A 25,243-nucleotide genomic window follows, 5' to 3' on the forward strand; every position below is an offset into this window, starting at 1 on the left:
CGCTTCAATTGAACAACAAAAACAAAACATAAATTTAACATCACTTTCCGATTAATACTGAAGAGGTCATCCCTATGAAACCTGAAAATTTCCGTGCAGACGCTAAACGCCCGTTAACCGGTGAAGAGTACCTGAAGAGCTTACAGGACGGCCGCGAGATTTATATCTACGGAGAGCGCGTTAAAGATGTGACTACGCATCCGGCTTTTCGTAACGCCGCCGCCTCCGTCGCGCAAATGTACGACGCACTGCACAAGCCCGAACTACAGGACACCTTGTGCTGGGGCACCGACACCGGCAGCGGTGGCTACACCCACAAATTCTTCCGCGTGGCGAAAAGCGCCGACGACCTGCGCCAGCAGCGCGACGCCATCGCCGAATGGTCGCGCCTGAGCTATGGCTGGATGGGCCGTACCCCGGACTACAAAGCTGCCTTCGGCTGCGCATTAGGCGCGAATCCGGCGTTTTACGGCCAGTTCGAACAAAACGCCCGCAACTGGTACACCCGCATTCAGGAAACCGGCCTGTACTTTAACCACGCCATTGTTAACCCGCCGATCGATCGTCATAAGCCAGCAGACGAAGTGAAAGACGTCTATATCAAGCTGGAGAAAGAGACCGATGCCGGGATCATCGTCAGCGGTGCGAAAGTCGTCGCCACCAACTCGGCGCTAACCCACTACAACATGATTGGCTTCGGCTCGGCGCAGGTGATGGGTGAAAACCCGGATTTCGCACTGATGTTCGTCGCGCCAATGGACGCCGAAGGGGTCAAACTTATCTCCCGCGCCTCCTATGAGCTGGTGGCCGGAGCCACCGGATCGCCATACGATTATCCGCTCTCCAGCCGCTTCGACGAGAACGATGCGATCCTGGTGCTGGATAACGTGCTGATCCCATGGGAAAACGTGCTGATTTATCGCGATTTCGATCGCTGCCGTCGCTGGACCATGGAAGGCGGTTTCGCCCGCATGTATCCGCTGCAGGCCTGCGTACGTCTGGCGGTGAAGCTCGATTTCATCACCGCCCTGCTGAAGCGCTCGCTGGAGTGCACCGGCACCCTGGAGTTCCGTGGCGTGCAGGCCGAGCTTGGCGAAGTCGTGGCCTGGCGCAATATGTTCTGGGCGCTGAGCGATTCGATGTGCGCCGAAGCGACGCCGTGGGTCAACGGCGCGTATCTGCCGGATCACGCCGCGCTGCAAACCTATCGCGTGATGGCTCCAATGGCCTACGCCAAAGTCAAAAACATTATCGAGCGCAGCGTCACCAGCGGCCTGATCTACCTGCCGTCCAGCGCCCGCGATCTCAATAACCCGCAGATCAACGAATACCTGGCGAAATATGTGCGCGGATCGAACGGCATGGATCACGTCGAGCGCATCAAGATCCTCAAACTGATGTGGGACGCCATCGGCAGCGAATTTGGCGGCCGCCATGAGCTGTATGAGATCAACTACTCCGGCAGCCAGGATGAAATTCGCCTGCAGTGCCTGCGCCAGGCGCAAAGCTCCGGCAACATGGACAAAATGATGGCGATGGTCGACCGCTGCCTGTCTGAGTACGACCAGCACGGCTGGACGGTGCCGCATCTGCACAACAATACCGATATCAACATGCTGGATAAGCTGCTGAAGTAATTCGCAGCAGGAGGTCACAATGCAATTAGATGAACAACGTCTGCGTTTTCGCGATGCCATGGCCAGCCTGTCGGCCGCGGTTAACGTCATCACCACCGAAGGCGAGGCGGGCCGCTGTGGCATCACCGCCACCGCAGTCTGCTCGGTAACCGATACGCCGCCGTCGGTGATGGTCTGCATCAATGCCAATAGCGCTATGAATCCGGTGTTCCAGGGCAACGGCAAGCTGTGCATCAACGTGCTAAACCACGAGCAAGAGGAAATGGCTCGCCACTTCGCCGGAATGACCGGCATGACGATGGATGACCGCTTCGGCCTCTCCTGCTGGCAGAAAGGGACGCTGGGTCAGCCGGTCCTGAAAGGCTCACTGGCAAGTCTCGAAGGCGAGATTAGCCAGGTGCAGACCATCGGCAGTCATCTGGTTTATCTGGTGGAAATCCGCAACATTACCCTCAGCCAGCAGGGCCACGGGCTGATTTACTTCAAGCGCCGTTTCCATCCGGTAATGATGGAGATGGAAGTGGTGGCGTAGTTCGCCCACACTTCGCGCTAAAAAAACGTGTGTTGCATAAACACAAATCCCCTGACGATATCGCCAGGGGATTTTTCGTGTTATCCGGTACGTTGGAATATAAAGATTATCGCTCCGCAATCTTTACTTTATTTCGTGGAAGGGATTTTCTCCGCGTTTTACGATGGCAAAAAAATTGTATACGGAAAATACTATATCTCCATCGTCCTCCATAAATACCGCCTTATTAAGGAGTCGGAGGGCGTCATCAAAATAATTCCAGTTCCAACCCCATCCGCTACCATAGCTTTCACCAATATGTAAGTGCTCAAGATCGCAGAAGTCACCGCCTTCTATGTGAATAAATTCTCCTGAGTCTGACTTACGGGGCATATGGTGGTCATATGCCAGAATATAGGCAGTAGTGAGTTGGCCTTTTATCTCCAACGACCCGTCGTTATGCTCTCCGTAAATGCCGTATTTTATATTGGCGTTACCTTGTATTAACGTGTGGCCGTCGCCAGAGTAGAGATAATCGCAGGTGAGATCTTTCGTGACTGAAAGGACCGGCAGGTCGATAGTGACATCGCCTTCAACAACGAGGTTACCATCTATCAGGATGCCATAAAGATCATTTTTCCAGGTTATACCTTCGAACTGTCTCTCACACCATTCTTCATCGAGGTTTTCTTTAATATGAACATTTCCCTTATACAGCAACAGGCAGTCTTCATCTTCGTAGTAACCATCAGGGAATAAATATTTCCCTTTTATATCTTTGATAAGAACAATTTTCTTTTCGGGGATCGATTCTTCAACCTGGGTAATACTCAATTTACCTTCAGCAGTCAATTTTTTGAAATGGGCGGTAATTTTTGCTGCTTTTTGCAGAAAAGCCGTTTCCTGCTCTGAAAATTGCATAGTTCCCGTGTCAAAGTTATTTTTCCAGTCCTGATACTCCTTTTGTTTCTTGATATCAGAAAAATCAGAGAAGTTGGGTAGTTGTTGCAGGCAAGCAAAAACAATTTTAAAAGCTTCTTCTTTTCGACCCAATTTAAGTAAGATACGGACTTTAGTATCGAAAGCGTAAAAGTAATCAGGGCTGTCAATATAGTTACAGCCAAGAGATATTGTTTCCAGCGCGCGTTCTAGTTCATCGATACTATCTGAGTGTTCGTAGGAATACCATGCTATATTGTTTGTCGCATAGCGGATCACCTCTTCATAAAACTGCCCTGTATCGGTATAATGAAATATAGCACCAGTACTTATGGTGTCAGCCATCAACTCCATACATTTTTTAGCCTGCGACAGCGCCTTTTCCGACTCACCAAAATTGGAGTAAATCCATAATGCCTGATAATTAGCATATAAAAAGTCGTATTCCTCATCCTTGCTTACATTATATGCAGCTATTCCTGCCAGATATTTCTTCAATGCATTATTTGAGGCATCGCCTTCTTCCTGCTGAATAGCAAGAGCTTGTTTGATATAATTCTTTAACATTTTTGCATCCATTCATATTTTATAAAACATCACGTTCTTGATATTACTAATAGATTAAAGCTTAAGCACTTAATATTTCATTTTAAGCATTATTTATTGTTAAAAATCATTTTCATATGCTGTAATAAATGACCATGTATAAGCTGACTAATTACTATCCCTATCGATATCAATACAGCCTTATGACTTTGACGTTCATATTCAACCTCTATAAAAACCTGCCAGCCATATTTACGTGATCCCAATCACATATTCACACCCACTCGCACTCATCCCCAACCGCTTACCCCCGCAAGTGACCGCTTAACCCCACATACAACCACTCACAGATTTACCCAACTTTACGCGCGCAAAGATCTGGCAAGATCGTCCCCAGCATAGCGAATCAATACCTCCTCAAACCCTAACTTAAACCCAAACGGCTTCGGCCCATTATTCATCTCAATAAGCCAGGTTTTACTATGGATACTAAAAAGTTATTCAAGCACATACCCTGGGTGATTCTTGGAATCATCGGGGCATTTTGCCTCTCGGTTGTCGCACTGCGTCGTGGTGAGCACGTAAGTGCGCTGTGGATCGTAGTGGCGTCGGTTTCCGTCTACCTTGTCGCCTACCGTTATTACAGCCTGTACATCGCGCAAAAGGTAATGAAGCTCGACCCTACGCGCTCCACACCGGCGGTGATTAACAATGATGGTCTGAACTACGTCCCGACTAACCGTTACGTGCTGTTCGGCCACCACTTTGCCGCTATCGCCGGTGCCGGTCCGCTGGTGGGCCCGGTGCTCGCGGCGCAGATGGGCTACCTGCCGGGTACCTTGTGGCTGCTGGCAGGCGTGGTGTTGGCAGGGGCGGTGCAGGACTTTATGGTGCTGTTTATCTCCTCGCGCCGTAACGGTGCTTCACTGGGTGAGATGATCAAGCAAGAGATGGGGCCGGTACCTGGCTCAATCGCGCTGTTCGGTTGCTTCCTGATTATGATCATCATCCTCGCGGTACTGGCGCTGATCGTAGTAAAAGCGCTGGCAGAAAGCCCGTGGGGCGTGTTCACCGTCTGCTCAACCGTACCGATCGCGCTGTTTATGGGGATCTACATGCGCTTCCTGCGTCCAGGGCGCGTGGGGGAAATATCGGTTATCGGTATCGTCCTGCTGGTGGCTTCCATTTACTTCGGCGGCGTGATTGCCCACGACCCGTACTGGGGCCCGGCGCTGACCTTTAAAGACACCACTATCACCTTTACCCTGATCGGCTACGCGTTTATCTCCGCGCTGCTGCCGGTGTGGCTGATTCTGGCACCACGTGACTACCTCGCCACCTTCCTGAAAATCGGCGTTATCGTCGGCCTGGCGCTGGGTATCGTTATCCTCAACCCGGACCTGAAAATGCCGGCAGTGACCCAGTACATTGATGGTACCGGTCCGCTGTGGAAAGGCGCGCTGTTCCCGTTCCTGTTTATCACCATTGCCTGTGGCGCGGTCTCTGGTTTCCACGCGCTGATCGCTTCCGGCACCACGCCGAAGCTGCTGGCTAACGAAACCGACGCCCGTTTTATCGGCTACGGCGCGATGCTGATGGAGTCCTTCGTGGCGGTGATGGCGCTGGTAGCGGCATCAATTATCGAACCGGGCCTCTACTTTGCGATGAACACCCCGCCAGCAGGCCTTGGCATCACCATGCCGAACCTGCACGAAATGGGCGGCGAGAACGCCGCACTGATTGCCGCACAGCTCCGCGACGTGACCGCTCACGCAGCGGCGACCGTCAGCTCCTGGGGCTTTGTGATTTCACCTGAGCAGATCCTGCAAACGGCGAAAGATATCGGCGAACCGTCGGTACTGAACCGCGCAGGCGGCGCGCCGACGCTGGCGGTCGGTATCGCTCACGTATTCCACAAAATCATGCCGATGGCGGATATGGGCTTCTGGTACCACTTCGGTATTCTGTTTGAAGCGCTGTTTATCCTCACCGCGCTGGATGCCGGTACTCGTGCAGGCCGCTTTATGCTGCAGGATCTGCTGGGCAACTTCGTACCGTTCCTCAAGAAAACCGACTCGCTGGTGGCGGGCATTATCGGCACTGCGGGCTGCGTCGGGCTGTGGGGCTACCTGCTGTATCAGGGCGTAGTTGACCCGCTGGGCGGCGTGAAGAGCCTGTGGCCGCTGTTCGGTATCTCTAACCAGATGCTGGCCGCCGTGGCGCTGGTGCTTGGCACCGTGGTACTGGTCAAAATGCAGCGCACCAAATATATCTGGGTCACCGTGATCCCGGCCGCATGGCTGCTGCTGTGCACCACCTGGGCGCTGGGTCTGAAACTGTTCAGCACCAACCCGCAGATGGAAGGTTTCTTCTTTATGGCTCAGCAGTATAAAGAGAAGATTGCTTCCGGCGGCGAACTCACCGCGCAGCAGATTGCTAACATGAACCATATCGTGGTGAACAACTACACCAACGCAGGTCTGAGTATTCTGTTCCTGGTGGTGGTCTACAGCATCATCTTCTACGGCGTCAAAACCTGGCTCAACGTGCGCAACAATAAAGTGCGCACCGACAAAGAGACCCCGTACGTGCCGGTACCGGAAGGTGGCGTGAAGACCTCTTCGCATCACTAAACCTGATGCCGGATAGCGCAACGCCTATCTGGCCTACAGAACGAGCATTAACGTAGGCCGGATAAGGCGCAAGCCGCCATCCGGCTTTATTCGTTACATGGAACCTATATGTTTGGTAACTTAGGTCAGGCTAAAAAGTACCTCGGTCAGGCGGCAAAAATGCTGATTGGCATTCCGGACTATGACAACTACGTTGAGCATATGCAGACCAACCATCCGGATAAACCATACATGACCTACGAAGAATTCTTTCGCGAACGCCAGCAGGCCCGCTACGGCGGCGATGGCAAAGGCGGCGTACGCTGCTGTTAATGGAGGCAACAATGGCACCGATTGCAGTTACCCTGCTGACCGGCTTTCTTGGCGCAGGCAAAACCACCCTGCTGCGCCATATTCTCAACGAAGAGCACGGTTTTAAAATCGCCGTTATCGAAAACGAATTTGGCGAAGTTGCCGTTGACGATCAGTTGATTGGCGATCGCGCGACGCAGATTAAAACCCTGACTAACGGCTGTATTTGCTGTACGCGTTCGAATGAACTGGAAGATACCCTGCTCGATCTGCTCGACAGTCGCGATCGCGGGGAAACCGATTTTGACCGTCTGGTGATTGAGTGCACCGGCATGGCCGACCCCGGCCCGATTATCCAAACCTTTTTCTCCCACGATGTGCTGTGCGAACGCTATCTGCTGGATGGGGTGATTGCGCTGGTTGACGCGGTGCATGCCGATCAGCAGATGAATCAGTTCACCATCGCCCAGTCGCAGGTGGGCTATGCCGATCGCATCCTGCTCACCAAAACTGACGTGGCAGGCGACAGCGACAAGCTCCGCGAACGGCTGACGCGCATTAACGCCCGCGCGCCCATTTACACCGTGACTCACGGCGACATCGACCTGAATCTGCTGTTTAACACCAGCGGTTTTATGCTGGAAGAGAACGTGGTCAGCAGCAAACCGCGCTTCCACTTTATGACCGACAAGCAAAACGATGTTTCGTCGATTGTGGTGGAGCTGGATTACCCGGTGGATATCAGCGAAGTGTCGCGAGTGATGGAAAATCTGTTGCTCGACTTTGCCGAACAGCTGATGCGCTACAAAGGGATGCTGTGGATTGATGGCGAACCAAACCGCCTGCTGTTTCAGGGCGTCCAGCGGCTATATAGCGCCGACTGGGACCGTCCGTGGGGCGATGAGCCGCCGCACAGTACGCTGGTGTTTATCGGTATCAATCTGCCGGAAAAGCAAATTCGTACGGCGTTTGCAGGATTGCGTAAGTAACCCTTTGATTGCTGACAGAGTACAGCACTATTGGAATCACCCGGCGGCGCTTCGCTGGCACGGGCCGACAAAAAATCATAACCTGATGATATTGTGATTTTTATAAGCCGGGCAAGGCGCTAGCAGCCGCCCGGCAGAAATGTGAGCACTATGGAAAACCTGCCTGATGGCAGGTTTTTTGTATTCACACAGTTATTTATGCACCACTACCAGTTTCTGATTCACAAACTCTTTAATCCCCAGATCGGAAAGCTCACGGCCAAATCCGGAACGTTTGACGCCGCCAAACGGCAGCTCCGGCGCAGTATCGGTTAACCAGTTGATATAGACCATCCCGGTTTCGATCCGCGACGCCATCCGTTTCGCCCGTTCGATATCCTGGGTGAATACTGCGCCACCCAGGCCATAGTGCGAATCGTTAGCCAGTTTCACCGCCTCATCGTCATCTTTCACCACGTAAATTTGCGCCACCGGGCCAAAAAACTCTTCAAAATATGCCGGATTATCGCGGGTGATGCTGGTCAGAATAGTCGGCTCGAAAAAGCTACCTTCCCGCTGCGCGGGTTTGCCGCCCAGGTGCAGTTTGGCGCCATTTTTCACCGCCTCATCCACCTGTTTGGTCAGGGTTTCCAGCGCGTCTTTTGAGGAGAGCGGACCCAGCGTCGTGCTCTCGTCTAGCGGATCGCCCATCTTCACCTGACGGAACGCATCGGCAAATTTGCTGAGGAACTGGTCAGCAATTTTTTCATGGAGAATAAAGCGTTTTGCGGCAGTACAGACCTGTCCAGCGTTGTTGAGTCGGGCCTGAACACCAATCTTCACCGCTTTCTCCAGATTTGCGTCGTCGAGTACCACAAACACATCGTTACCGCCCAGTTCAAGCGTCGCTTTCTTGATGTATTTAGCCGCCTGCGCTGCTACCACGCTCCCGGCTTTTTCCGAGCCGGTCAGCGCCGCGCCCTGTACCCGATCGTCGGCGATAATCTTCGCCACCTGATCCTGAGAAATAAACAGATTAGTCCACGCCCCTTCTGGCACACCGGCTTCACGCACCAGATGAGCAAAAGTTTCCGCACAGTGCGGAACGATGCTGGCATGCTTGGCGATCACCGGATTCCCCGCCGCCAGATTTGGTGCCAGTACGCGCATTAGCTGGTAATAAGGGAAGTTCCACGGCTCTACGGCCATCAGCACGCCGACAGGATGGTGTTCGACCCACGCCTCGCCCAGCTCTGACTGATACTTCACCGGGGCCAGAAACTGTTTCGCGTTGTCGGCGTAGTAGCGGGCAATTTGCGCGCACAGCTTAACCTCGCCGCGGCTTTGCTCGATGAGCTTCCCCATCTCCTGGCTGGCGATTTTGGCCAGTTCGTCCACCCTGCTGTCAATCAGATCAGCCAGCTTACGCAGCACCGGCAGCCGCTGATCAATATCCCCTTTCGCCCATTCGGAATGATAAAGCGCATCTGCTTTTTGCAGCGCCGCCTCCACGTCCGCATCGCTGTGAGCGGGATACTCTTTGATGAGTTGGTTGTTCGCAGGATTCACCGTCTGGTAAGCCATATCGTATGTCTCCTTGTTATCGCTATTAATACAGTCATAAATGCTGCACTGGATATTAAGGGTAGTCGAGATGGCCAGGGATGAGTGTAAACTCAGGTATATCCGGAATTTTCCAGGAAAAGAATAACGATAATCACCGGACAGACTTTCTCCGGGGAACTCAACAGAACAGTAATGGATTAGTGATTATTGACCGTGATATCCGCTTCCGGCAGACCGGTAATTCTCAGCACCGTGTCCAGCGCCATGCCATCAGCAAGCATGGTTCGGGCAATGCGTAACGCTTCGGCGCGCTGGCCTTCTTCAACCCCTTCAAGGCGGCCCTCAAGCCGACCTTCCCGCTTGCCCTGCCTGCGCCCCACTTCACGTAATCTTTCGGCGATAGTCATTAACTTCTCCTTGTGCTGCGGCACCCGCTGGGCCACTTCGCGGATAAACCTACCCAAACGAAGCGCTTTGCTTGAGTGAATAAGATAATTAAACAGCGTTTTTAACTGCCTGTCATTAGCGTATCCGCTAAGCAAAATGGTCGTCAGATATTCAACAATACCCAGCAGATCGCGCTGGCGAATATGCTTTTGCATCAGCTCCAGCAACGCGATTCGTCGATGCTGCACAATTTCATCATCAGGTACAACCGTAATGTCCACCAGCGGAAATGGCGCAACATACAGCTGCTTCGCCAGCGCCGGGTCGGCAAACTTATCGAGCCAGGATAGCGAATAAGGATAGGGCGTCACCACGCCGTGATAAAAAAGAATCGGCACCACCAGCGGCAGCGTTTTATGCCCGTTATCCAGATGACGCTGCATGGCGGCGATAGCGTAGCGCATCAGCCTGAACGCCATGTGCGCATCGGGTGAGCTTTGATGCTCTATGACGACGTAGATATAGCCCTCGCCCGATGCGGTTTTCAGCCGCCAAAGAACGTCAGAGTAGTAAGCCCGCAGGCTCTCCTCAATAAAGCAGCTGGATTCCAGCGTTAACGAATCCAGGTCGCAAAGCTTTCTTAATGCGGGCGGCAAATGAATATCAAGAAAATCCCGCGCGGTATCGGCATGACGTAAAAACTGTTTGAAGACCGCATCATGCGGTGTCGACGTAGTACCCTTTTCCATGGTTATCCGCCTGCGTGAGAAATCCTGCCGCCACTCTACTGCGGTATTTCTCTCGCAACACGCCCTGATTTCGACGTTTAGGAGCCGCGGCGAAAGATATCTTCTCCCGGCTGCAAACGCGGCATTTTTATCGAAGGCGACTCGCATTTCTTCCTCGGCCTACAGGCGTGTTATAAACGAGTATCCCTCTACCAAGGAGACCTCCGTGAGCCATACGCGTGATATCCCGCAAACCTTCTGGCGTGACGAGCAGTTTCCCTGGCTTGAGCTGCGCAGCACCTGGCGCAGCCGTCAGGCCTATAAACGTCATCGCCATCCGCAGCTCTCGGTGGGAGCGATTATCGAAGGGGAAACACGCTGTATCTGCAACGGACGAGAGTCTCTTCTGCGCCCAGGTGAGCTGATTATTATCCCCGCGCAGGCGCCTCATAGCTGTAATCCGCTTAACGGCCAGCCGCGCAGCTATCATATGCTTTACCTTGATATCTCTTGGTGTCGACTACAGTTGGGAAACATTCCTCACCCGGCCCAATTGACAACACCGCAGTTAGTCATTCGCGACGCTGGGCTCTTCTCCCAGTATCAGCAGATTGTCGCGATGATGTGCCAACAGCAAACAACGGCGCTGTCCACCAGCATCGCGCGATTGCTCCAGGCTCTGCCCCTACACCCTGCCGTACCGCAGGCGTTAAGCAGAACCAGCTCACAGCTATTCAGCCGCCTGGCAACCAATCTGCAAGAACCGCCGACGCTGGATAGCCTCGCCAACGAGTTCGCCTTGCGTAAAGAGACGCTGATCCGCGCCTTCAAGCACGATACCGGCCTGACGCCCGCCAGTTTTATCAATATGGCGCGCATCGAGTTCGCCAAAACGCGCCTGCGCGCCGGGGATAATATTGCCGACGTTGGCTATCAGGCCGGATTTGCTGACCAGAGCCACTTTCATAAGACTTTTGTCAGCTACACCGCCGCCACGCCGCGCCAGTATGCGCAGGGCCGATCAATATCAGACAATAATTAGCCTCCGCGCTGGCGTAGGGTGATCTCAGGTTATTACTGAGGTTGCTATGGACATACTCGCTACGCTCTTCCCTCCCGCCTTCCCCGCGCTGGCGCTCTCCCATTTCGTCGCCCTGCTGAGCCCCGGCCCGGATTTTTTCCTGCTGGTAGGCTACGCCATCCGCTATCGCCTGCGCGGCAGCATCGGCCTGTGTATCGGGATCGCCGCCGGTAACGGGCTATATATTGTGCTGGCGATTATCGGCTGGGGGATCCTGCGCCACGCGCCGCTGCTGTTTACGATCATTGAATTGCTGGGCGCGGCATATTTACTGTGGATTGGCAGCCTGCTGCTAAGAAGTCGTCCGGCGACGCTGGATTTACACAGCGCCGCAGCATCTCGCCCGTCGCTGACAAAACAGCTTGTGCTGGGGATCGGTTCATCGTTGCTCAACCCGAAGAACGCCCTGTTTTATCTGGCGCTGATGACCTCGCTGCTGGGTCCGAACGTGACCCTGGTACAGCAGACCACCAGCGGAATCTGGATGACCAGCATGGTGCTGCTGTGGGATGTCTTACTGGTCTCGTTGATTGCACTCCCGTCGGTACAGCGTCGCCTTTCCGCCGTCGTCTGGCGAGTAGAGCGGGTCGCGGGCGGGATATTAATGGCGTTTGGCTGCTGGATCGTGTGGCAGTTTATTTTTAATTAGAATTTCGCCGCCATTGGATAATTACAAAGCCTCGCCGTTCTCTATTAGAAAACTAACGAGGCTTGAATCTATCACCATCTGAAATGGTTATTATTTTGGACTATTTGCTGTCATCATATCCATCGGTACAAATATCCATTGCTGAGCTTCCGAACCATTATACTCATACAGAATAATGGGATTGCCCGGTGCAGTACCTCGGTTATTACTATCAATAACAAAGTTCAGGTTTTGTTTACTTCTGATAAAGCGGCGAGTGCTGACTAGATCCCACCGCTGCGTCATTTTATTTGCCCGAACCTGTAGCTCGATGGCAGCACCGGAGCCCATTTGCTCCCTGCGAATGCCTAATAACAGCTCATCACTGGCGACCAGCGAGATCTCACCAGTTTTGTCATCAACCGACCACAAGATTTTATTTAGCGGTGAGGCCGCTGGTAATATAACGACCTGAGCCCCGCTTTGCTGGTCGCTAATACCTAACACCATCTCTTTCTTCGCTGCATATTTGAGTATACCAATCATGTTCAACTCCTTTTATAAAAAGATCAGTGACTGAAGAAAATAAACTTATTAACCATCTCCCTTGAAATAAACAATGCACCATTTATCTTCATATATAATGTGATTAGGATCACCGTTCCATAATTAACCTAAGAAAAATCTCATTATACATTCATGCAATAAATGAATTTAACATTAATTATTTATAAAAAGGATTTAATCTATGTATATTAAATTAACGCTCATATCTCCCCACTCAGCCGAAAAATTTATCATCCTCTGAATAGTGGCAGAACCAAAGGGGCATATTTTACGCATGCGCCGTCAGGTTATATGCTTAAGCTTATGGAAAAAATCGCTGAACTGAAACGCGCCAAACTGCTGGCGCTCTCGCTGCTGCTGATCGCAGTGGCCATTTTTATCACTACCCTCGTGCTGCCGCCGACGCCGTGGGTCGGTGCGCTAAAGGCTATTTCCGAAGCGGCGATGGTCGGCGCGCTGGCGGATTGGTTCGCGGTGGTGGCGCTATTTCGCCGCATTCCGCTGCCGTTCGTTTCGCGGCATACGGCAATTATCCCGCGCAATAAAGACCGGATTGCCGATAATCTCGGCTATTTCGTGCAGGAAAAATTTCTCGATACCCCGTCACTGGTGGCGTTGATTCGCCGTTACGAACCAGCGCTGATGCTGGGTAACTGGTTCAGCCAACCGGAAAACGCTCGCCGAGTGGGCCAGCATCTGCTGCAGGTGATGAGCGGTTTTCTCGAGCTGACCGACGATGCGCGCATTCAGCGCCTGCTGCGCCGGGCGGTACACAAAGCCATCGATAAGGTCGATTTAACCCAAACCAGCGCCATGATGCTGGAGGGGCTGACCCGCGATAACCGTCACCAGAAGCTGCTGGACTCACTGATTAGCCAGCTGATCGCCCTGCTACAGCGCGACAGCTCGCGGGCGTTTATTGCTCGCGGCATTATCCGCTGGCTGGAGACCGAGCATCCGCTGAAGGCCAAAATTTTGCCTACCGAATGGCTGGGCGAGCACAGTGCGGAAATGGTGACCGATGCGGTCAACACGCTGCTTGATGAGGTCAGTCAGGATCGCACGCATCAGATTCGCCAGGCCTTCGATCGCGCGACGCTAAAATTGATCGACAACCTTAAGTCCGATCGGCAGATGGCGGAAAAAGCGGAGAGCATTAAAGCGTATCTGAAGAACGATGAGACCTTTAACCGCTATCTTGGCGAAGTGTGGGCCGACCTGCGCGGCTGGATTAAAAATGACGTCAATAGCGAAGATTCACGCATCAAACAGCGTATTGCCGAAGCCGGGCAGTGGTTTGGCGAAACGCTGCTCCACGATGAGGCGCTGCGCGAGTCGCTGAACGAGCATCTTGAGCAAGCGGCCCATCGGGTGGCCCCGGAGTTTGCCACCTTCCTGACCCGCCATATCAGCGATACGGTCAAAAGTTGGGACTCACGCGATATGTCGCGGCAAATCGAGCTGAACATTGGTAAGGATCTGCAGTTTATCCGCATCAACGGGACGCTGGTGGGCGGCACGATTGGCCTGGTGCTGTGGTTGTTTTCACAAATCCCGTCGCTGCTGCATCTTCATATTTAATGTAAATAATTGTTTAAAATACATATTTATCATGAATACAAATTAACACCTAAAAAGGCATGGATATTTCTGTTGACCCTAAATTTATTGCAGTGTGAAGTGCTGGAATAGTGTGCGCCTGTTAAGCGTGCATCGCAAAACTCAACAAGGAGTTCCCTGATGTTGCAATGGATGACCCGCTTTTTTGCCCGCCATTCCACCACGCTGTTCTTCCCGGCAGCGCTGATCTTGTATGATTTCGCGGCTTACCTGACCACCGATCTTATCCAGCCGGGTATCATCCACGTGGTGCGCGATTTCGACGCAGATGTGGCGCTGGCTCCCGCGTCGATCAGCCTGTATATGGCCGGTGGCATGGCGTTACAGTGGCTGCTCGGGCCGCTCTCGGATCGGATCGGTCGTCGTCCGGTGCTGTTGACCGGCGCGCTGATCTTTACCCTTGCCTGCTTTGCGGCCATGTTCACCACCTCGATGGAGCAGTTCCTCGCGGCGCGCTTTATTCAGGGTACCAGCATCTGTTTTATCGCTACGGTTGGCTACGTCACCGTACAGGAAGCATTCGGTCAGACCAAAGCCATTAAGCTGATGGCGATTATTACTTCGATCGTACTGATTGCGCCGATTATCGGCCCGCTCTCAGGTGCTGCGCTGATGCATTTCGTTCACTGGAAAGTGCTGTTCGGTATTATCGCGGCAATGGGGTTTATTGCCTGGCTGGGGCTACTACTGAATATGCCGGAAACCGTGCAGCGCGGCGACCTTCCCTTTAGCGCCAGCGGCGTGCTGCGTGATTTCCGCGATGTTTTTCGCAACCGAATTTTTCTGTTCGGCGCCGCCGCGCTCTCGCTAAGCTACATCCCGCTGATGAGTTGGGTGGCGGTCTCGCCGGTGATCCTGATTGACGATGGCGGATTGACCACCTCAGAGTTCGCCTGGACCCAGGTTCCGGTCTTCAGCGCGGTGATCGTCGCTAACTTGTCGGTGGCGCGCTGGGTGAAAGACCCGACCCGCCCGCGCTTTATCTGGCGCGCGGTGCCCATCCAGATGACCGGGCTGGCCGTGCTGATCCTCGGTAACCTGCTGTGGCCGCACGTCTGGCTGTGGTCGGTAATAGGGACCAGTTTATACGCCTTCGGCATCGGGCTTATCTTCCCGACGCTGTTCCGCTTTACGCTATTTTCCAACGATTTGCCAAAAGGGACCGTCTCGGCCTCGCTAAACATTGTGATCCTCAGCGTCAGCGCCCTCTCCATCGAAGCGGCGCGCTGGCTGTGGTTTAACGGCGGCAAGCTGCCTTTTCACCTGCTGGGCGTCGTGGCGGGGATCGCAGCCGCCTGCTGCCTGGCGGGATTATTAAATCGCCTTCGCCAGCATCAACCTTCGTCGCTGGCGACAGAGAAATAAACCTGTTTTAGCTATGGTGCTCGCATTTTTGCCGGGTGGCGGCTAGCGCCTTACCCGGCCTACAAAATACTGTGGGGCGTTATTTATCAAGCAATACGAGTAAATCCGGCTTCCAGATCGGCAATCAAATCCCCCACATCCTCCAGCCCGATATGTACCCTCACCAGCGTCCCGCTGAAGTCGACATCCCCCGCCGGGCGAATGCTGTTCAGTTCCTCCGGCTGGTTTGCCAAAATTAACGACTCAAACCCACCCCAGGAATAGGCCATATGAAACAGAGAGAAATTATCGAGGAAATTCGCCATCTGCTCGTCGGTCAGTCTGTTTTTCAGCACAAAGGAAAAAAGACCAGAGCTTCCGGTAAAATCACGCTGGAAATATTCATGGCCCGGGCATTCCGGTAACGCCGGATGGTTGACTCGCGCCACTTCCGGCCTTGCCGACAGCCAGCGAGCAATATGAATACTGCTCTCCTGATGCTGCTTAAGGCGAACGGCCAGCGTACGCAGCCCACGGCTGCCGTTGTAAGCGGTGTCGGCATCCAGCGTTTGCCCCATGAGATATGAATTCTCACGCAGACGATCCCAGCAGCGAGCGTTGGAAACCGCGGTGCCCAGCATCCCATCGGAATGACCAATGGTGTACTTTGTTCCAGCCTGTATGGAGATATCGACGTCATAATCCAGAGCCTTAAACAGCACGCCCGCCGCCCAGGTATTGTCGATCATAATGATAATTTCAGAGTTAACCGCACGGATAGCTTTCACCATGCCGGGCACATCCTGCACTTCCATGGTGATGGAACTGGGCGATTCAAGAAACACCACCCGGGTTTCAGGGCGCAGAAGGTCCACAATACCCGCGCCAATCATCGGATCGTAATACGTGGTCTCAACATTGAATTTACTCAGGATCTTATTGCAGAAATCCTGGGTCGGTTCATAGGCAGCCCCGGTCATCAGGATATGATCGCCGCTTTCGACGAATGCCAGAATCGCGTTAGTCACCGCCGCAGCACCGCAAGGATAAAGCGCGCAGCCCACTCCACCTTCTAAATCACTCATCGCCTTCTGAAACGCAAAGTGGGTATAAGTCCCACGACGACCGTAAAACAGTTCTCCATTAGCGCGATTCGCAGTGGCAAATTTTTTGTCCTTCACGGTATCAAATACCAGCGAAGAGGCGCGCTGAATGACCGGGTTTACCGCCCCCTGAGTGTAGCGTTTGTCACGTCCAGCGACGATCAGTTGCGTTTCGAGCTTGATAGAATCGTTCATAATATCTCCTGTTAACTGCTTAATCCGTATGGAAAACCTACACCGCCGCGACCGGCGAGTTCGCCTCAGCAATCACCTGCTTTTTCCCGGCAAACCTCTCCACTATCTGCGCCGCGTTTAAATCGTGGATCACGTTGATAAGCGTCGCCGGAGCGTCCGTTATCGCCCCCAGCACCACCAGCATTGGGATGGCTTCCATTGGTAGCCCCAGCGTAGTGACAATAAAGATTTCCCCAAGAAATGCGCCACCCGGTACGCCGCCGACGATGATGGCGGAAAGCACGGCGATCAGCATCGTCAGGAAGAACGTCTCAGCGGTGAATTCCATTCCCAATACCGAGTAAATAAAGACAATTTTCAACGCCGCGATCATCGCCACGCCGCCTTTATTCAGGTTGACCAGCAGCGGAATTGAGACGTCGACGATTTCCGGGTTAATCCCCATCGCTTTACCGGCTCGTAGCGTCACGGGTAAGGTTCCTAATGAGGAACAGGTTCCCAGCGCGGTAACTGATGGCTCGATAGCGTTCCGCCAGAAAGCCTTCACCGCTGGAATGCCGCCGCCAATGTACGAATAAAAAATCGAGCCAAAGATGTAATAGACCAGCGTGGCTGCCATAAACAGGCCGATAGCACGGGCAAAGGTCAACAACAGCGCGGAGTCCTGGCTTGCCATCGTCGCAGCGAAATAACAGCCAAGCCCCACTGGCGCGACCTTCATGATGATGGAAACAATCTTCATAATGACGGTGTTGATATCTTCCAACAGCGACGCGATGCGTTTACCCGCCTGCTCCGATTGCCCAATGGCAATACCGGCGATAATCGCCATCACGATCAGCGCAAGAATATTGGACTTAGAGAACAGCCCGATAAAATCGCTAGTGGTGATCATGCTGACAAAGTCCATCTTTCCGCTCCCTGCCTGTACAGACTGAGAGAGATCGATAGTGACGCCTTGCGCTGGGTTATACCAAAGCGCGAGCGCTACAATCCCGGCTGCTGGAATAAACGCCATCGCGATAGAAACAATAAAGATAATTGCCATAATGCGCCCCAGCCTTTTCAGGTCGGTCATACTGGCAATAGAGGACATCACGCTGATACCCACCAGCGGAACGATAATCATAAATAACAGGTTTAGAAATATCTGACCGACTGGCTGCAATTTGCTTGCTAATGCTGGAGCGTAAATACCTAACAGCCCACCAGCAACCAGAGCGGATAAAAGAATAATAGAAGATTTGTAGGGTTCGAGTCGTGTCCACATAACCGGCACCTTTTAATTTAAATTATATTAAATGAGATTAAATTCACAATTTGATGATTTTTTGTCTTTCCTCCCTTCATTTTGTGATGCAACTCACTTAAGTTGTTATTTATTCACTTTAAACGCGTTTTATTTCCTATTAATCAATAATTACATGTTTAAATTGCCAATGTAACCGCCTATTCGTACCGTTTTTGCAAATCACTTGTGAATAAAAGGAAAAAATGAGCGCACAAATATCCCTAAAAAATTTAGAATTTTTTATCAAAATCGTAGACTGTGGAGGATTATCTGAGGCCGCGGCACAGCTCAACGTGTCGCCTTCGGCAGTCAGTAAAAGCCTGGCGGCAATGGAAAACTCGCTAGGAACCACCTTAATTAAACGTACGACCCGCAGTATTACTCTGACCGATGCAGGGCAATATTTGTTTAACCGCGCTAATAAATTACTGCAGGAGTTCGATGAAACGCTCAATACCACTTCCAGCTATGACCAAAATCCGCAAGGGGAATTACGTGTCACATGTTCAATTGCATTTGGTTATTCCCATCTGGTCAACCTGGTTGATAAATACCGCACGAAATTTCCGGATGTGAATCTTTATATCGACCTGAATGATAATTTTATCAATCTGAATGAAACTGATTTCGATATCGCTCTGCGTATCTCGACCGCACCGCCGCAAAACTACGCCATGCGCAAGCTGGTACCGATCCGCTGGGCATACTGCGCTTCTCCGGGTTATCTCGCTAAAAAAGGGATTCCCCAACGCCGAATTGATTTGGCAGGCCACGATTGCCTGGTGTACCCCGGCCTCACGCCAGTGCTGAAAATAGCTGACGAGCAGGATCGCATGCATCAATTGAAACTTCATATGCCTATTCAAGCGAACAGCAGCCTGGTGCTGTTGAAGTCCGTGTTAGAGGATCAAGGCGTCGCATACCTGCCAACTTATTTGATTGGCGGGCATATTCAAAAAGAGGAAATCACGCCGCTGCTGCTTGATGGCACTATTACGTGTGAAACGCACGCCCTGTATGCACTCTATTTTCCCAGCAAATACAGTAATCCGAAGGTGCGTTCATTTATCGATTTTCTGGTTGCGGAATTGGGAACGCTGCCCACATGGGATAACTGGATCCCCGGATGAACGTTTGCGCTCCCCGTCAGTCTTCGACCCTTACCTGATAAACACCAAACGCGCCGGACTACCGGCGCTCCAGCTACTGCTGTTGGCCATCGCGTTGGGGCGGTGCACTTTGGACAGGAAGAGCGTCTCGCGACCTCCTGGAAGCGCGCTACTCCACAGTCCAGGCTTCGCTAAAGCTCTCGTCGGCGAACAGCTCCGTCAGGCCGCTGATCTGTTTAAGGCGCAGTACCTCATCGGCATCCATACCGAGCTCTTCGCCAATGCGCCGATCGTCCCATCCCTGACGGTGCAAATCGCGGACGATATCCGACATCGCCGCGATCTGGTGCTTTCCTCTGGCGCGATTGTGACGAATAGTGGCGGCAATACGTTCTTTCTGCCCCTCGCGTTCAGCATTAATCAGGGTCACCGGAAGATAGCCATGCAGGCGTCGACTCAGCTCCGGACGCGTCTTACCAATCAGGTGGCGATGAAAACCATCCACGACCAGATGCCGCCGCTGCTGGCGGGCCACCACCACCGGTTGGGTGAAACCATCCAGTTCGATGGATCGCTCCAGAAGTTTCTTTTCCACAGTCGCCATCACGTTAGGATTATAGTCATTTGCCTCTACCGTTTTGGACTCGACCCACAGCACGCAGTCAACCGGTTCGCGACAAAACGGGCTGTGCTGATGAATCAGGCTCTTCAGCTCGTTAATCGCTTTGATTTTCAGGTCAAGATCGTCAAACGACTCAAGATATTCGATCACTGTTTTAGCCACATCCGGTGACATCAGAGCGTCCTCCACTCTTTACGTTTATTGCTCATAAGCCGACAGTACCGTTCATAGTGCTTAGGCTGCGTCGGGCTGAATGACAGCATCCGGCACCAGAAATCGTTTTTCAGCAACGTCTTGCAAATCCGCCGCCATGAGGGAACATCGCGATAGCCGAGATCTTTTTCCTGCTCATCGGGGATATCGTCGGGGAAACCACGGGTCTGGTACCAGTGCAGATAGATGGCGATTTTATTGCGGTAATGTTCAGCGGTTTTTTCCGGCATGCTGTCGAGCAGGAAGAGCGCATATTCGCGCCAGCTAAAGTGCGCGGGCTTGCGGATTTTCGTCTTCAGAGCAAAGTAGTCGCCGCTGGCGTTGGCGTAAATCGCGCCGCTATGCGCGCCGCATACTCGTCGGCACATGCGCTCCCACGTCTCCGGCTCCAGAATGTGATACAGCCATAGACCGCGCCGCTGCTCAGGGCCAAAAGGCTCGCAGACGCGCATATTCTTTAGCGGTACTCCGGCGCGATGCATCAGGTCATAAAGCGGGTTGTAGGGCAGCCTCGACTTGTGGTTAAAAATCCAGATATCGCGAGTACGCCAGTCATAGAGCGGATAGCAGGTATAGCTGAACCCCTCAGGCGAGGCGGTCGTCCAGGGCTTATCGTCCTCAAAACGCAGTTTAGTTGGCGAGGTCAGCGCCATATAGCGATGCAGCGACTCATCGGTACGAATGCCGATTAGCGAAGCGAGGCTCCGGCCCGCTGCCAGCCAGTGCGAGAACGCTGGAACAAAAGCTTCAAAGGTCATTTCGGGCTGATAAAAAGGGAAAAAACCGGCGTCGGTGATCGCGTCATCGGGCGGTTGCCTCACCCATTCAACGCCGGCCCGCCAGGCAACCCATTCCGGCTCATGCTGCGATACGCCGCTCACCGTCGTCATGGGCAGCGCCACCCAGTAGAACTGGCTCACCACGTCCTGATAGCGGTCTTTCATATTTTGCACGTGCTGGATAGTTAATAAATACTGCGCTTCCCAATCCACGAACAATACCGCAAACTTTTTCCCTTTTTGACGCGCAACGGCCGCTGCGAGATGAAATAATACCGTTGAGTCTTTACCGCCGGAAAAAGATAAACAAACCTGCTCGAAAGTATCAAATACCCAATCCAGGCGCATCAGAGCAGCGTCAAAAACATTCATATTCAGTTTTACGCGTTTCATCCTTCGCCCCTGATAAATGAATCGCTGTCAGAATATACTTATAGATAAATTCCGTAAGCCAGATGACCTTAAATCAGGTCCATAGATTATTCAAATAGATATCCACATGCTGAAAAAAAGCGAGCGCAACTAAATGTTATTCACATCGAAAAAAGATATTATCCCATTTAAATTCATAAAGTTACGATAACACCCCTTATTATCTTCATTTAACCCGCAAAGATGTGATCTCTATCACATTTACCCCTTGGGATATTGTATCGATATCATCCCTTCCAGGGAGAAAAACATCACACCTTAGCGCAACTGCATCGCCAATATCGGATATAATCCCGACCCTGTTTAACGCTAGCGATATTTATAAAGGAATGCTATGAGCGATATCGATCTCAGCCCGGCACAACGCGATCTTCTGCGCGAGAAGCTATGTAAATACTGCGAAGAGAATTTTGAACTAGAGCTGGAGCAGTTTGACGCCGAGTTTTTCGTCGATTTTATCGCCAAAGAGCTAGGGCCGATGTTTTTTAACGCCGGGATTGATACGGCAATTAGCACCCACGTCGCCTGGAGCGATCGAATTCAGGAAGAGATGGATCTGAAAAAAGTCTATTAGCGCCAACCGTCCAATAGCTCGACATGAGTGGGAGATCAATAAAGACTTACTATTAATATGGTTATAATGCGGGTTCTTTCATCATCTCCCGTGTACGGGGAAGGAAAACCATGTCGCTTATCACCGATCTACCCGCCATTTTTGACCAATTCTCCGAAGCTCGCCAGAAGGGCTTTCTCACGGTCATGGATCTTAAAGAACAGAACATTCCTCTGGTCGGCACCTACTGCACCTTTATGCCGCAGGAGATCCCGATGGCCGTGGGCGCAGTGGTGGTTTCACTGTGCTCCACCTCTGACGAAACGATTGAAGAGGCGGAGAAAGACCTGCCACGCAACCTCTGTCCGCTGATTAAAAGCAGCTACGGCTTTGGCAAAACCGACAAATGCCCCTACTTCTACTTTGCCGACCTCGTCGTCGGTGAAACCACCTGCGACGGCAAAAAGAAAATGTATGAATACATGGCCGAATTCAAAGCCGTGCACGTCATGCAGTTGCCGAATAGCGCCAACGACGACTCCTCCCGCGCGCTGTGGAAAGCAGAAATCCTGCGCCTGCAACGGGCGGTAGAAGACCGCTTCGGCGCGCCGATTACCGAAGCCGCGCTGCGCGACGCCATTATCCTTAAGAACCGCGAACGCCGGGCGCTGGCGAACTTCTACCGCGTCGGACAGCTCACCCCCCCTGCGCTCAGCGGCAGCGATATTTTAAAAGTGGTCTACGGCGCGACTTTCCGCTTCGACAAAGAGGCGCTGATTAACGAACTCAATAGCATGGCCGAGCGGGTTCGTCAGGAATGGCAAGAGGGCAAACGGCTGGAAGCGCGACCGCGCATTCTCATCACCGGCTGCCCGATTGGCGGCGCGGCGGAAAAAGTGGTGAAGGCGATTGAAGACAACGGCGGCTGGGTCGTCGGCTTTGAAAACTGCACCGGCGCCAAAGCCACCGAGCACTGCGTCGACGAAACCGGCGACGTCTACGATGCCCTGACCGACAAATACCTCGCCATCGGCTGCTCCTGCATCTCGCCTAACGACCAGCGCTTAACCCTGCTCAGCCAGATGGTAGAAGAGTACCAGGCCGACGGCGTGGTGGATGTCATTTTGCAGGCCTGCCACACCTATGCAGTGGAATCGCTGGCGATTAAACGCCATGTGCGTAACCAGCACAACATTCCCTATATCGCCATTGAGACCGACTATTCGACAGCGGATATCGGTCAGCTCAGCACCCGCGTCGCGGCCTTTATTGAAATGCTGTAGGGGGCATGAGTGACGTTTACCGTAGGGATTGATTCCGGCTCTACCGCCACCAAAGGCATCCTGCTCCAGGACGGCGCGATCCAGCGCCGTTTTCTCTGCCCGACGCCGTTTCGCCCCGCCGATGCCATCGTTGAAGCGTGGGAAACGCTCTGCGCCGGGCTGGATGAACGCCCGTTTTTAACCTTAACTGGCTATGGCCGCCAGCTGGTGGACTTTGCCGATAAACAGGTGACGGAGATCTCCTGCCACGGTCTCGGCGCCCGTCTGCTGGCACCAGAGACCCGCACGGTTATCGATATCGGCGGCCAGGACAGCAAGGTCATCCAACTGGATGACGACGGCAATCTCACCGACTTTCTGATGAATGACAAATGCGCGGCGGGCACCGGACGCTTTCTGGAGGTTATCTCGCGCACCTTCGGGGCCAGCGTCGAACAGTTGGATAGCATCACTGAAGGCGTCGAGCCGCATGCGATCACCAGCATGTGCACGGTGTTTGCCGAATCCGAGGTCATCAGCCTGCGTTCAGCCGGGGTGCCGCCGGAAGCGATCCTCGCCGGGGTGATCAACGCCATGGCCCGGCGCAGCGCCAATTTTATTGGTCGTCTGTCGGCGCAGGGCCCGCTGCTGTTTACCGGCGGCGTCAGCCACTGCGCGGCATTCGCGCGAATGCTGGAAGGCCACGTCGGCATGGCGGTGCATATCCATCCCGACGCCCAGTTTGCCGGGGCAATCGGCGCGGCGCTGATCGGTTTACGTCAAAGGAGCCGCCGATGACGGAATATCTGTTTTTATTTCACTCAACGGTGGGCGTGGTGCGCACCCGCAAAGCCTTGCAGGCAGCGGGAATGACCTTCCGGGTGAAGGACATTCCGCGCCAGCTGCGCGGCGGCTGCGGACTGTGCATTTACCTGAGCTGTGAATCGGGTGAGGAGCAGCGATGGGTTATTCCAGGCCAGACGGAAGCGATTTTTCGCGTCGAGGACCAGGAATTCCAACCATTGCACTCGTTCCCAGCTCAGCACATTACTGATAGTTGATGGTGAACTCTACCGCCGTATCAGCCTTACCTGCCCGCAGCGTACTTTCATTGTTGCGGGCATAGCGCGCTCTGAGCGGTATCGCGTAGCTGGCGGTGGTTTGCAGCAGCGTCAGGCCAGAGTCGGTCAGCGTATTGGCTTTAGAATTGGTTAACACATTCACGTTATCGCGATTTTGGATCTCCAGACACATACCTTTTGCCATATCGGTATCATCAGTCAGCGCTGCACACTCGCCGCCCGCGGCCAGCGTTTGATAGCCGCTCACCGGGTTAAGCAAAAAACCAATGCTATTCGGCTTATCCGGCCCAGCGATCGTATAATCACCTTTACTTGTCCAACGTATCACCGCCGTCGACGACGAATCCGACGCGTTGCGGTTATAGCGCCCATACATCGGCGGACAGTTCAGCAGATTGATGTTGAAATCCACCCATTCGGTCGTCGTCGATTGCGCAATTGAGTGTTCCCCCATTGGCACCGTCACATCCGGCGTCTGGCAGGTACCGGCAACAACATTCACACTACCTGAGATGTTCCAGCGGTAGCCATAGTCCTGGGTCACACCGGTGGCATTCGTGGCCTGAGCAGAACGAGTAATCGCTGGGTAGTTAAATGCCACCATCCAAACGCCTGGAGATATATCCCCGACTTTCACCAGCAGAAGTTCAAAAGCCTGATCGGAGAAAACCGTGCCAAAGCGCCTCGATTCGGTGTCAGGAATGTTCGTTCGAGTGGTAGAGGAATCCGGCAACCCATATAACGATGTTGAATTATTATTGTAGGTAACAGCGACAACCACACCAATCCCGGAAACCCCTGAACTGTAAACATTGAGCCCCTGGTACTGCCCGACAACAGCAGGCAGTGCGCCCTCAATATTTAATGAATGGACGAGTTGAATTAACTCCCCACCGGCCACGTTCGAAATACAGTCATCAACACCGATGACCTGCGTATCGGCATCAAAAATATACTGTCTGTAAAGTACAGACCCCACGGGTAAATCACGTAATGCCGAAACCATCAGGGCTTTGCCTAAAACCGAGACATTTTGCTCAACGTAAGACGTACGACCAGAATAGTTTTTCGTACAGGTAATGGACGCGAATGAAACAAACGGCAGCAGTAATAACCCTGCCAGCCCCCATCGTAGCCAGCTTTTAGTTGGCATACT

The 25,243-nt window shown here is 52.9% G+C and carries 23 protein-coding genes; 14 read left to right on the plus strand and 9 right to left on the minus strand.

The genetic code is table 11. The features are described from left to right. Positions 1-74: 74 nt before the first annotated feature. Positions 75-1,637 (plus strand): 4-hydroxyphenylacetate 3-monooxygenase, oxygenase component, encoded by a 1,563-nt coding sequence (hpaB, locus tag AC07P6_RS26230; RefSeq protein ID WP_478315026.1) that lies wholly within the window; start codon positions 75-77, stop codon positions 1,635-1,637. Between the two features lie 19 nt (positions 1,638-1,656). Further along, the gene (locus AC07P6_RS26235; RefSeq protein ID WP_304255690.1) at positions 1,657-2,169 is read left to right on the plus strand and encodes a 4-hydroxyphenylacetate 3-monooxygenase reductase subunit; all 513 of its coding nucleotides are present in this window, start codon (positions 1,657-1,659) and stop codon (positions 2,167-2,169) included. A 123-nt stretch (positions 2,170-2,292) separates the two neighbouring features. On the opposite strand, the gene AC07P6_RS26240 is transcribed toward AC07P6_RS26235, so the two are convergent. Then, positions 2,293-3,654 (minus strand): hypothetical protein, encoded by a 1,362-nt coding sequence (locus tag AC07P6_RS26240; protein WP_478315027.1) that lies wholly within the window; start codon positions 3,652-3,654, stop codon positions 2,293-2,295. 461 nt (positions 3,655-4,115) lie between these two features. On the opposite strand from AC07P6_RS26240, the gene btsT reads away from it, so the two are divergent. The 3 genes from btsT (at position 4,116) to yjiA (ending at position 7,546) form a co-directional block, all read left to right on the plus strand. Continuing rightward, the gene (gene btsT / locus AC07P6_RS26245; protein WP_110272745.1) at positions 4,116-6,266 is read left to right on the plus strand and encodes a pyruvate/proton symporter BtsT; all 2,151 of its coding nucleotides are present in this window, start codon (positions 4,116-4,118) and stop codon (positions 6,264-6,266) included. Positions 6,267-6,374: 108 nt separating this feature from the next. Further along, complete coding sequence (locus AC07P6_RS26250; protein ID WP_112215127.1) at positions 6,375-6,578, plus strand: YbdD/YjiX family protein; 204 nt, start codon at positions 6,375-6,377, stop codon at positions 6,576-6,578. Positions 6,579-6,589: 11 nt separating this feature from the next. Next, a complete protein-coding gene (yjiA, locus tag AC07P6_RS26255) occupies positions 6,590-7,546 on the plus strand; it encodes a GTPase (protein ID WP_478315028.1) in 957 nt (318 codons plus the stop codon). Positions 7,547-7,738: 192 nt separating this feature from the next. Here the strand turns inward: yjiA and AC07P6_RS26260 are convergent, their stop codons facing one another. Beyond that, positions 7,739-9,109, minus strand: coding sequence for an NAD-dependent succinate-semialdehyde dehydrogenase (locus AC07P6_RS26260; RefSeq protein ID WP_478315029.1), 1,371 nt, complete (start codon positions 9,107-9,109; stop codon positions 7,739-7,741). 179 nt (positions 9,110-9,288) lie between these two features. After that, positions 9,289-10,227 (minus strand): Rpn family recombination-promoting nuclease/putative transposase, encoded by a 939-nt coding sequence (locus tag AC07P6_RS26265; protein ID WP_478315030.1) that lies wholly within the window; start codon positions 10,225-10,227, stop codon positions 9,289-9,291. A 205-nt stretch (positions 10,228-10,432) separates the two neighbouring features. Here AC07P6_RS26265 and AC07P6_RS26270 point away from each other — a divergent pair, with 205 nt between their 5' ends. Together AC07P6_RS26270 and AC07P6_RS26275 are read left to right on the plus strand one after the other, a co-directional pair. Continuing rightward, positions 10,433-11,248, plus strand: coding sequence for an AraC family transcriptional regulator (locus AC07P6_RS26270; protein ID WP_478315031.1), 816 nt, complete (start codon positions 10,433-10,435; stop codon positions 11,246-11,248). Between the two features lie 46 nt (positions 11,249-11,294). After that, the gene (locus tag AC07P6_RS26275) at positions 11,295-11,936 is read left to right on the plus strand and encodes a LysE family translocator (RefSeq protein ID WP_478315032.1); all 642 of its coding nucleotides are present in this window, start codon (positions 11,295-11,297) and stop codon (positions 11,934-11,936) included. 90 nt (positions 11,937-12,026) lie between these two features. On the opposite strand, the gene AC07P6_RS26280 is transcribed toward AC07P6_RS26275, so the two are convergent. Then, a complete protein-coding gene (locus AC07P6_RS26280) occupies positions 12,027-12,461 on the minus strand; it encodes an RICIN domain-containing protein (protein WP_478315033.1) in 435 nt (144 codons plus the stop codon). A 312-nt stretch (positions 12,462-12,773) separates the two neighbouring features. Here AC07P6_RS26280 and AC07P6_RS26285 point away from each other — a divergent pair, with 312 nt between their 5' ends. Both AC07P6_RS26285 and mdtM read left to right on the plus strand, forming a co-directional pair. Beyond that, complete coding sequence (locus tag AC07P6_RS26285) at positions 12,774-14,063, plus strand: DUF445 domain-containing protein (protein ID WP_478315034.1); 1,290 nt, start codon at positions 12,774-12,776, stop codon at positions 14,061-14,063. 159 nt (positions 14,064-14,222) lie between these two features. Then, positions 14,223-15,467: a multidrug efflux MFS transporter MdtM gene (gene mdtM / locus AC07P6_RS26290; RefSeq protein WP_478315035.1), complete on the plus strand. Its 1,245-nt coding sequence runs from the start codon at positions 14,223-14,225 to the stop codon at positions 15,465-15,467. Positions 15,468-15,553: 86 nt separating this feature from the next. On the opposite strand, the gene metC is transcribed toward mdtM, so the two are convergent. Both metC and AC07P6_RS26300 read right to left on the minus strand, forming a co-directional pair. Further along, positions 15,554-16,744, minus strand: a complete 1,191-nt coding sequence (metC, locus tag AC07P6_RS26295) for a cystathionine beta-lyase (RefSeq protein WP_478315036.1) — start codon at positions 16,742-16,744, stop codon at positions 15,554-15,556. 37 nt (positions 16,745-16,781) lie between these two features. Then, on the minus strand, positions 16,782-18,014 hold the full coding sequence (locus tag AC07P6_RS26300; RefSeq protein WP_142512599.1) for a dicarboxylate/amino acid:cation symporter: 1,233 nt from the start codon (positions 18,012-18,014) through the stop codon (positions 16,782-16,784). Between the two features lie 224 nt (positions 18,015-18,238). On the opposite strand from AC07P6_RS26300, the gene AC07P6_RS26305 reads away from it, so the two are divergent. After that, the gene (locus AC07P6_RS26305; RefSeq protein ID WP_287855513.1) at positions 18,239-19,165 is read left to right on the plus strand and encodes a LysR family transcriptional regulator; all 927 of its coding nucleotides are present in this window, start codon (positions 18,239-18,241) and stop codon (positions 19,163-19,165) included. A 148-nt stretch (positions 19,166-19,313) separates the two neighbouring features. Here the strand turns inward: AC07P6_RS26305 and AC07P6_RS26310 are convergent, their stop codons facing one another. Both AC07P6_RS26310 and AC07P6_RS26315 read right to left on the minus strand, forming a co-directional pair. Next, positions 19,314-19,940: an IbrB-like domain-containing protein gene (locus AC07P6_RS26310; RefSeq protein ID WP_112215137.1), complete on the minus strand. Its 627-nt coding sequence runs from the start codon at positions 19,938-19,940 to the stop codon at positions 19,314-19,316. Continuing rightward, a complete protein-coding gene (locus tag AC07P6_RS26315) occupies positions 19,940-21,151 on the minus strand; it encodes a phosphoadenosine phosphosulfate reductase (RefSeq protein ID WP_304255672.1) in 1,212 nt (403 codons plus the stop codon). The genes AC07P6_RS26310 and AC07P6_RS26315 overlap by 1 nt, the downstream gene beginning before the upstream one ends. A gap of 373 nt (positions 21,152-21,524) precedes the next feature. Between AC07P6_RS26315 and AC07P6_RS26320 the strand changes: the two genes are divergently transcribed. The 4 genes from AC07P6_RS26320 to AC07P6_RS26335 all read left to right on the plus strand — a co-directional run bounded on the left by AC07P6_RS26320 (position 21,525) and on the right by AC07P6_RS26335 (position 24,066). Continuing rightward, positions 21,525-21,764 (plus strand): DUF2164 domain-containing protein, encoded by a 240-nt coding sequence (locus tag AC07P6_RS26320; protein ID WP_304255670.1) that lies wholly within the window; start codon positions 21,525-21,527, stop codon positions 21,762-21,764. A 110-nt stretch (positions 21,765-21,874) separates the two neighbouring features. Next, complete coding sequence (locus AC07P6_RS26325; RefSeq protein ID WP_478315037.1) at positions 21,875-23,026, plus strand: double-cubane-cluster-containing anaerobic reductase; 1,152 nt, start codon at positions 21,875-21,877, stop codon at positions 23,024-23,026. Between the two features lie 9 nt (positions 23,027-23,035). After that, a complete protein-coding gene (gene yjiL, locus AC07P6_RS26330; protein ID WP_478315038.1) occupies positions 23,036-23,803 on the plus strand; it encodes a putative 2-hydroxyacyl-CoA dehydratase activator YjiL in 768 nt (255 codons plus the stop codon). Further along, entirely contained in the window at positions 23,800-24,066 is a 267-nt protein-coding gene (locus tag AC07P6_RS26335) for a putative Se/S carrier protein (protein WP_478315039.1), read from the plus strand. Before yjiL ends, AC07P6_RS26335 begins: the two co-directional genes overlap by 4 nt. On the opposite strand, the gene AC07P6_RS26340 is transcribed toward AC07P6_RS26335, so the two are convergent. Continuing rightward, positions 24,053-25,240, minus strand: coding sequence for a fimbrial protein (locus tag AC07P6_RS26340; RefSeq protein WP_478315040.1), 1,188 nt, complete (start codon positions 25,238-25,240; stop codon positions 24,053-24,055). The genes AC07P6_RS26335 and AC07P6_RS26340 overlap by 14 nt on opposite strands. Positions 25,241-25,243 lie beyond the last annotated feature (3 nt).

This window comes from Klebsiella sp. GFKo11, assembly GCF_056490265.1.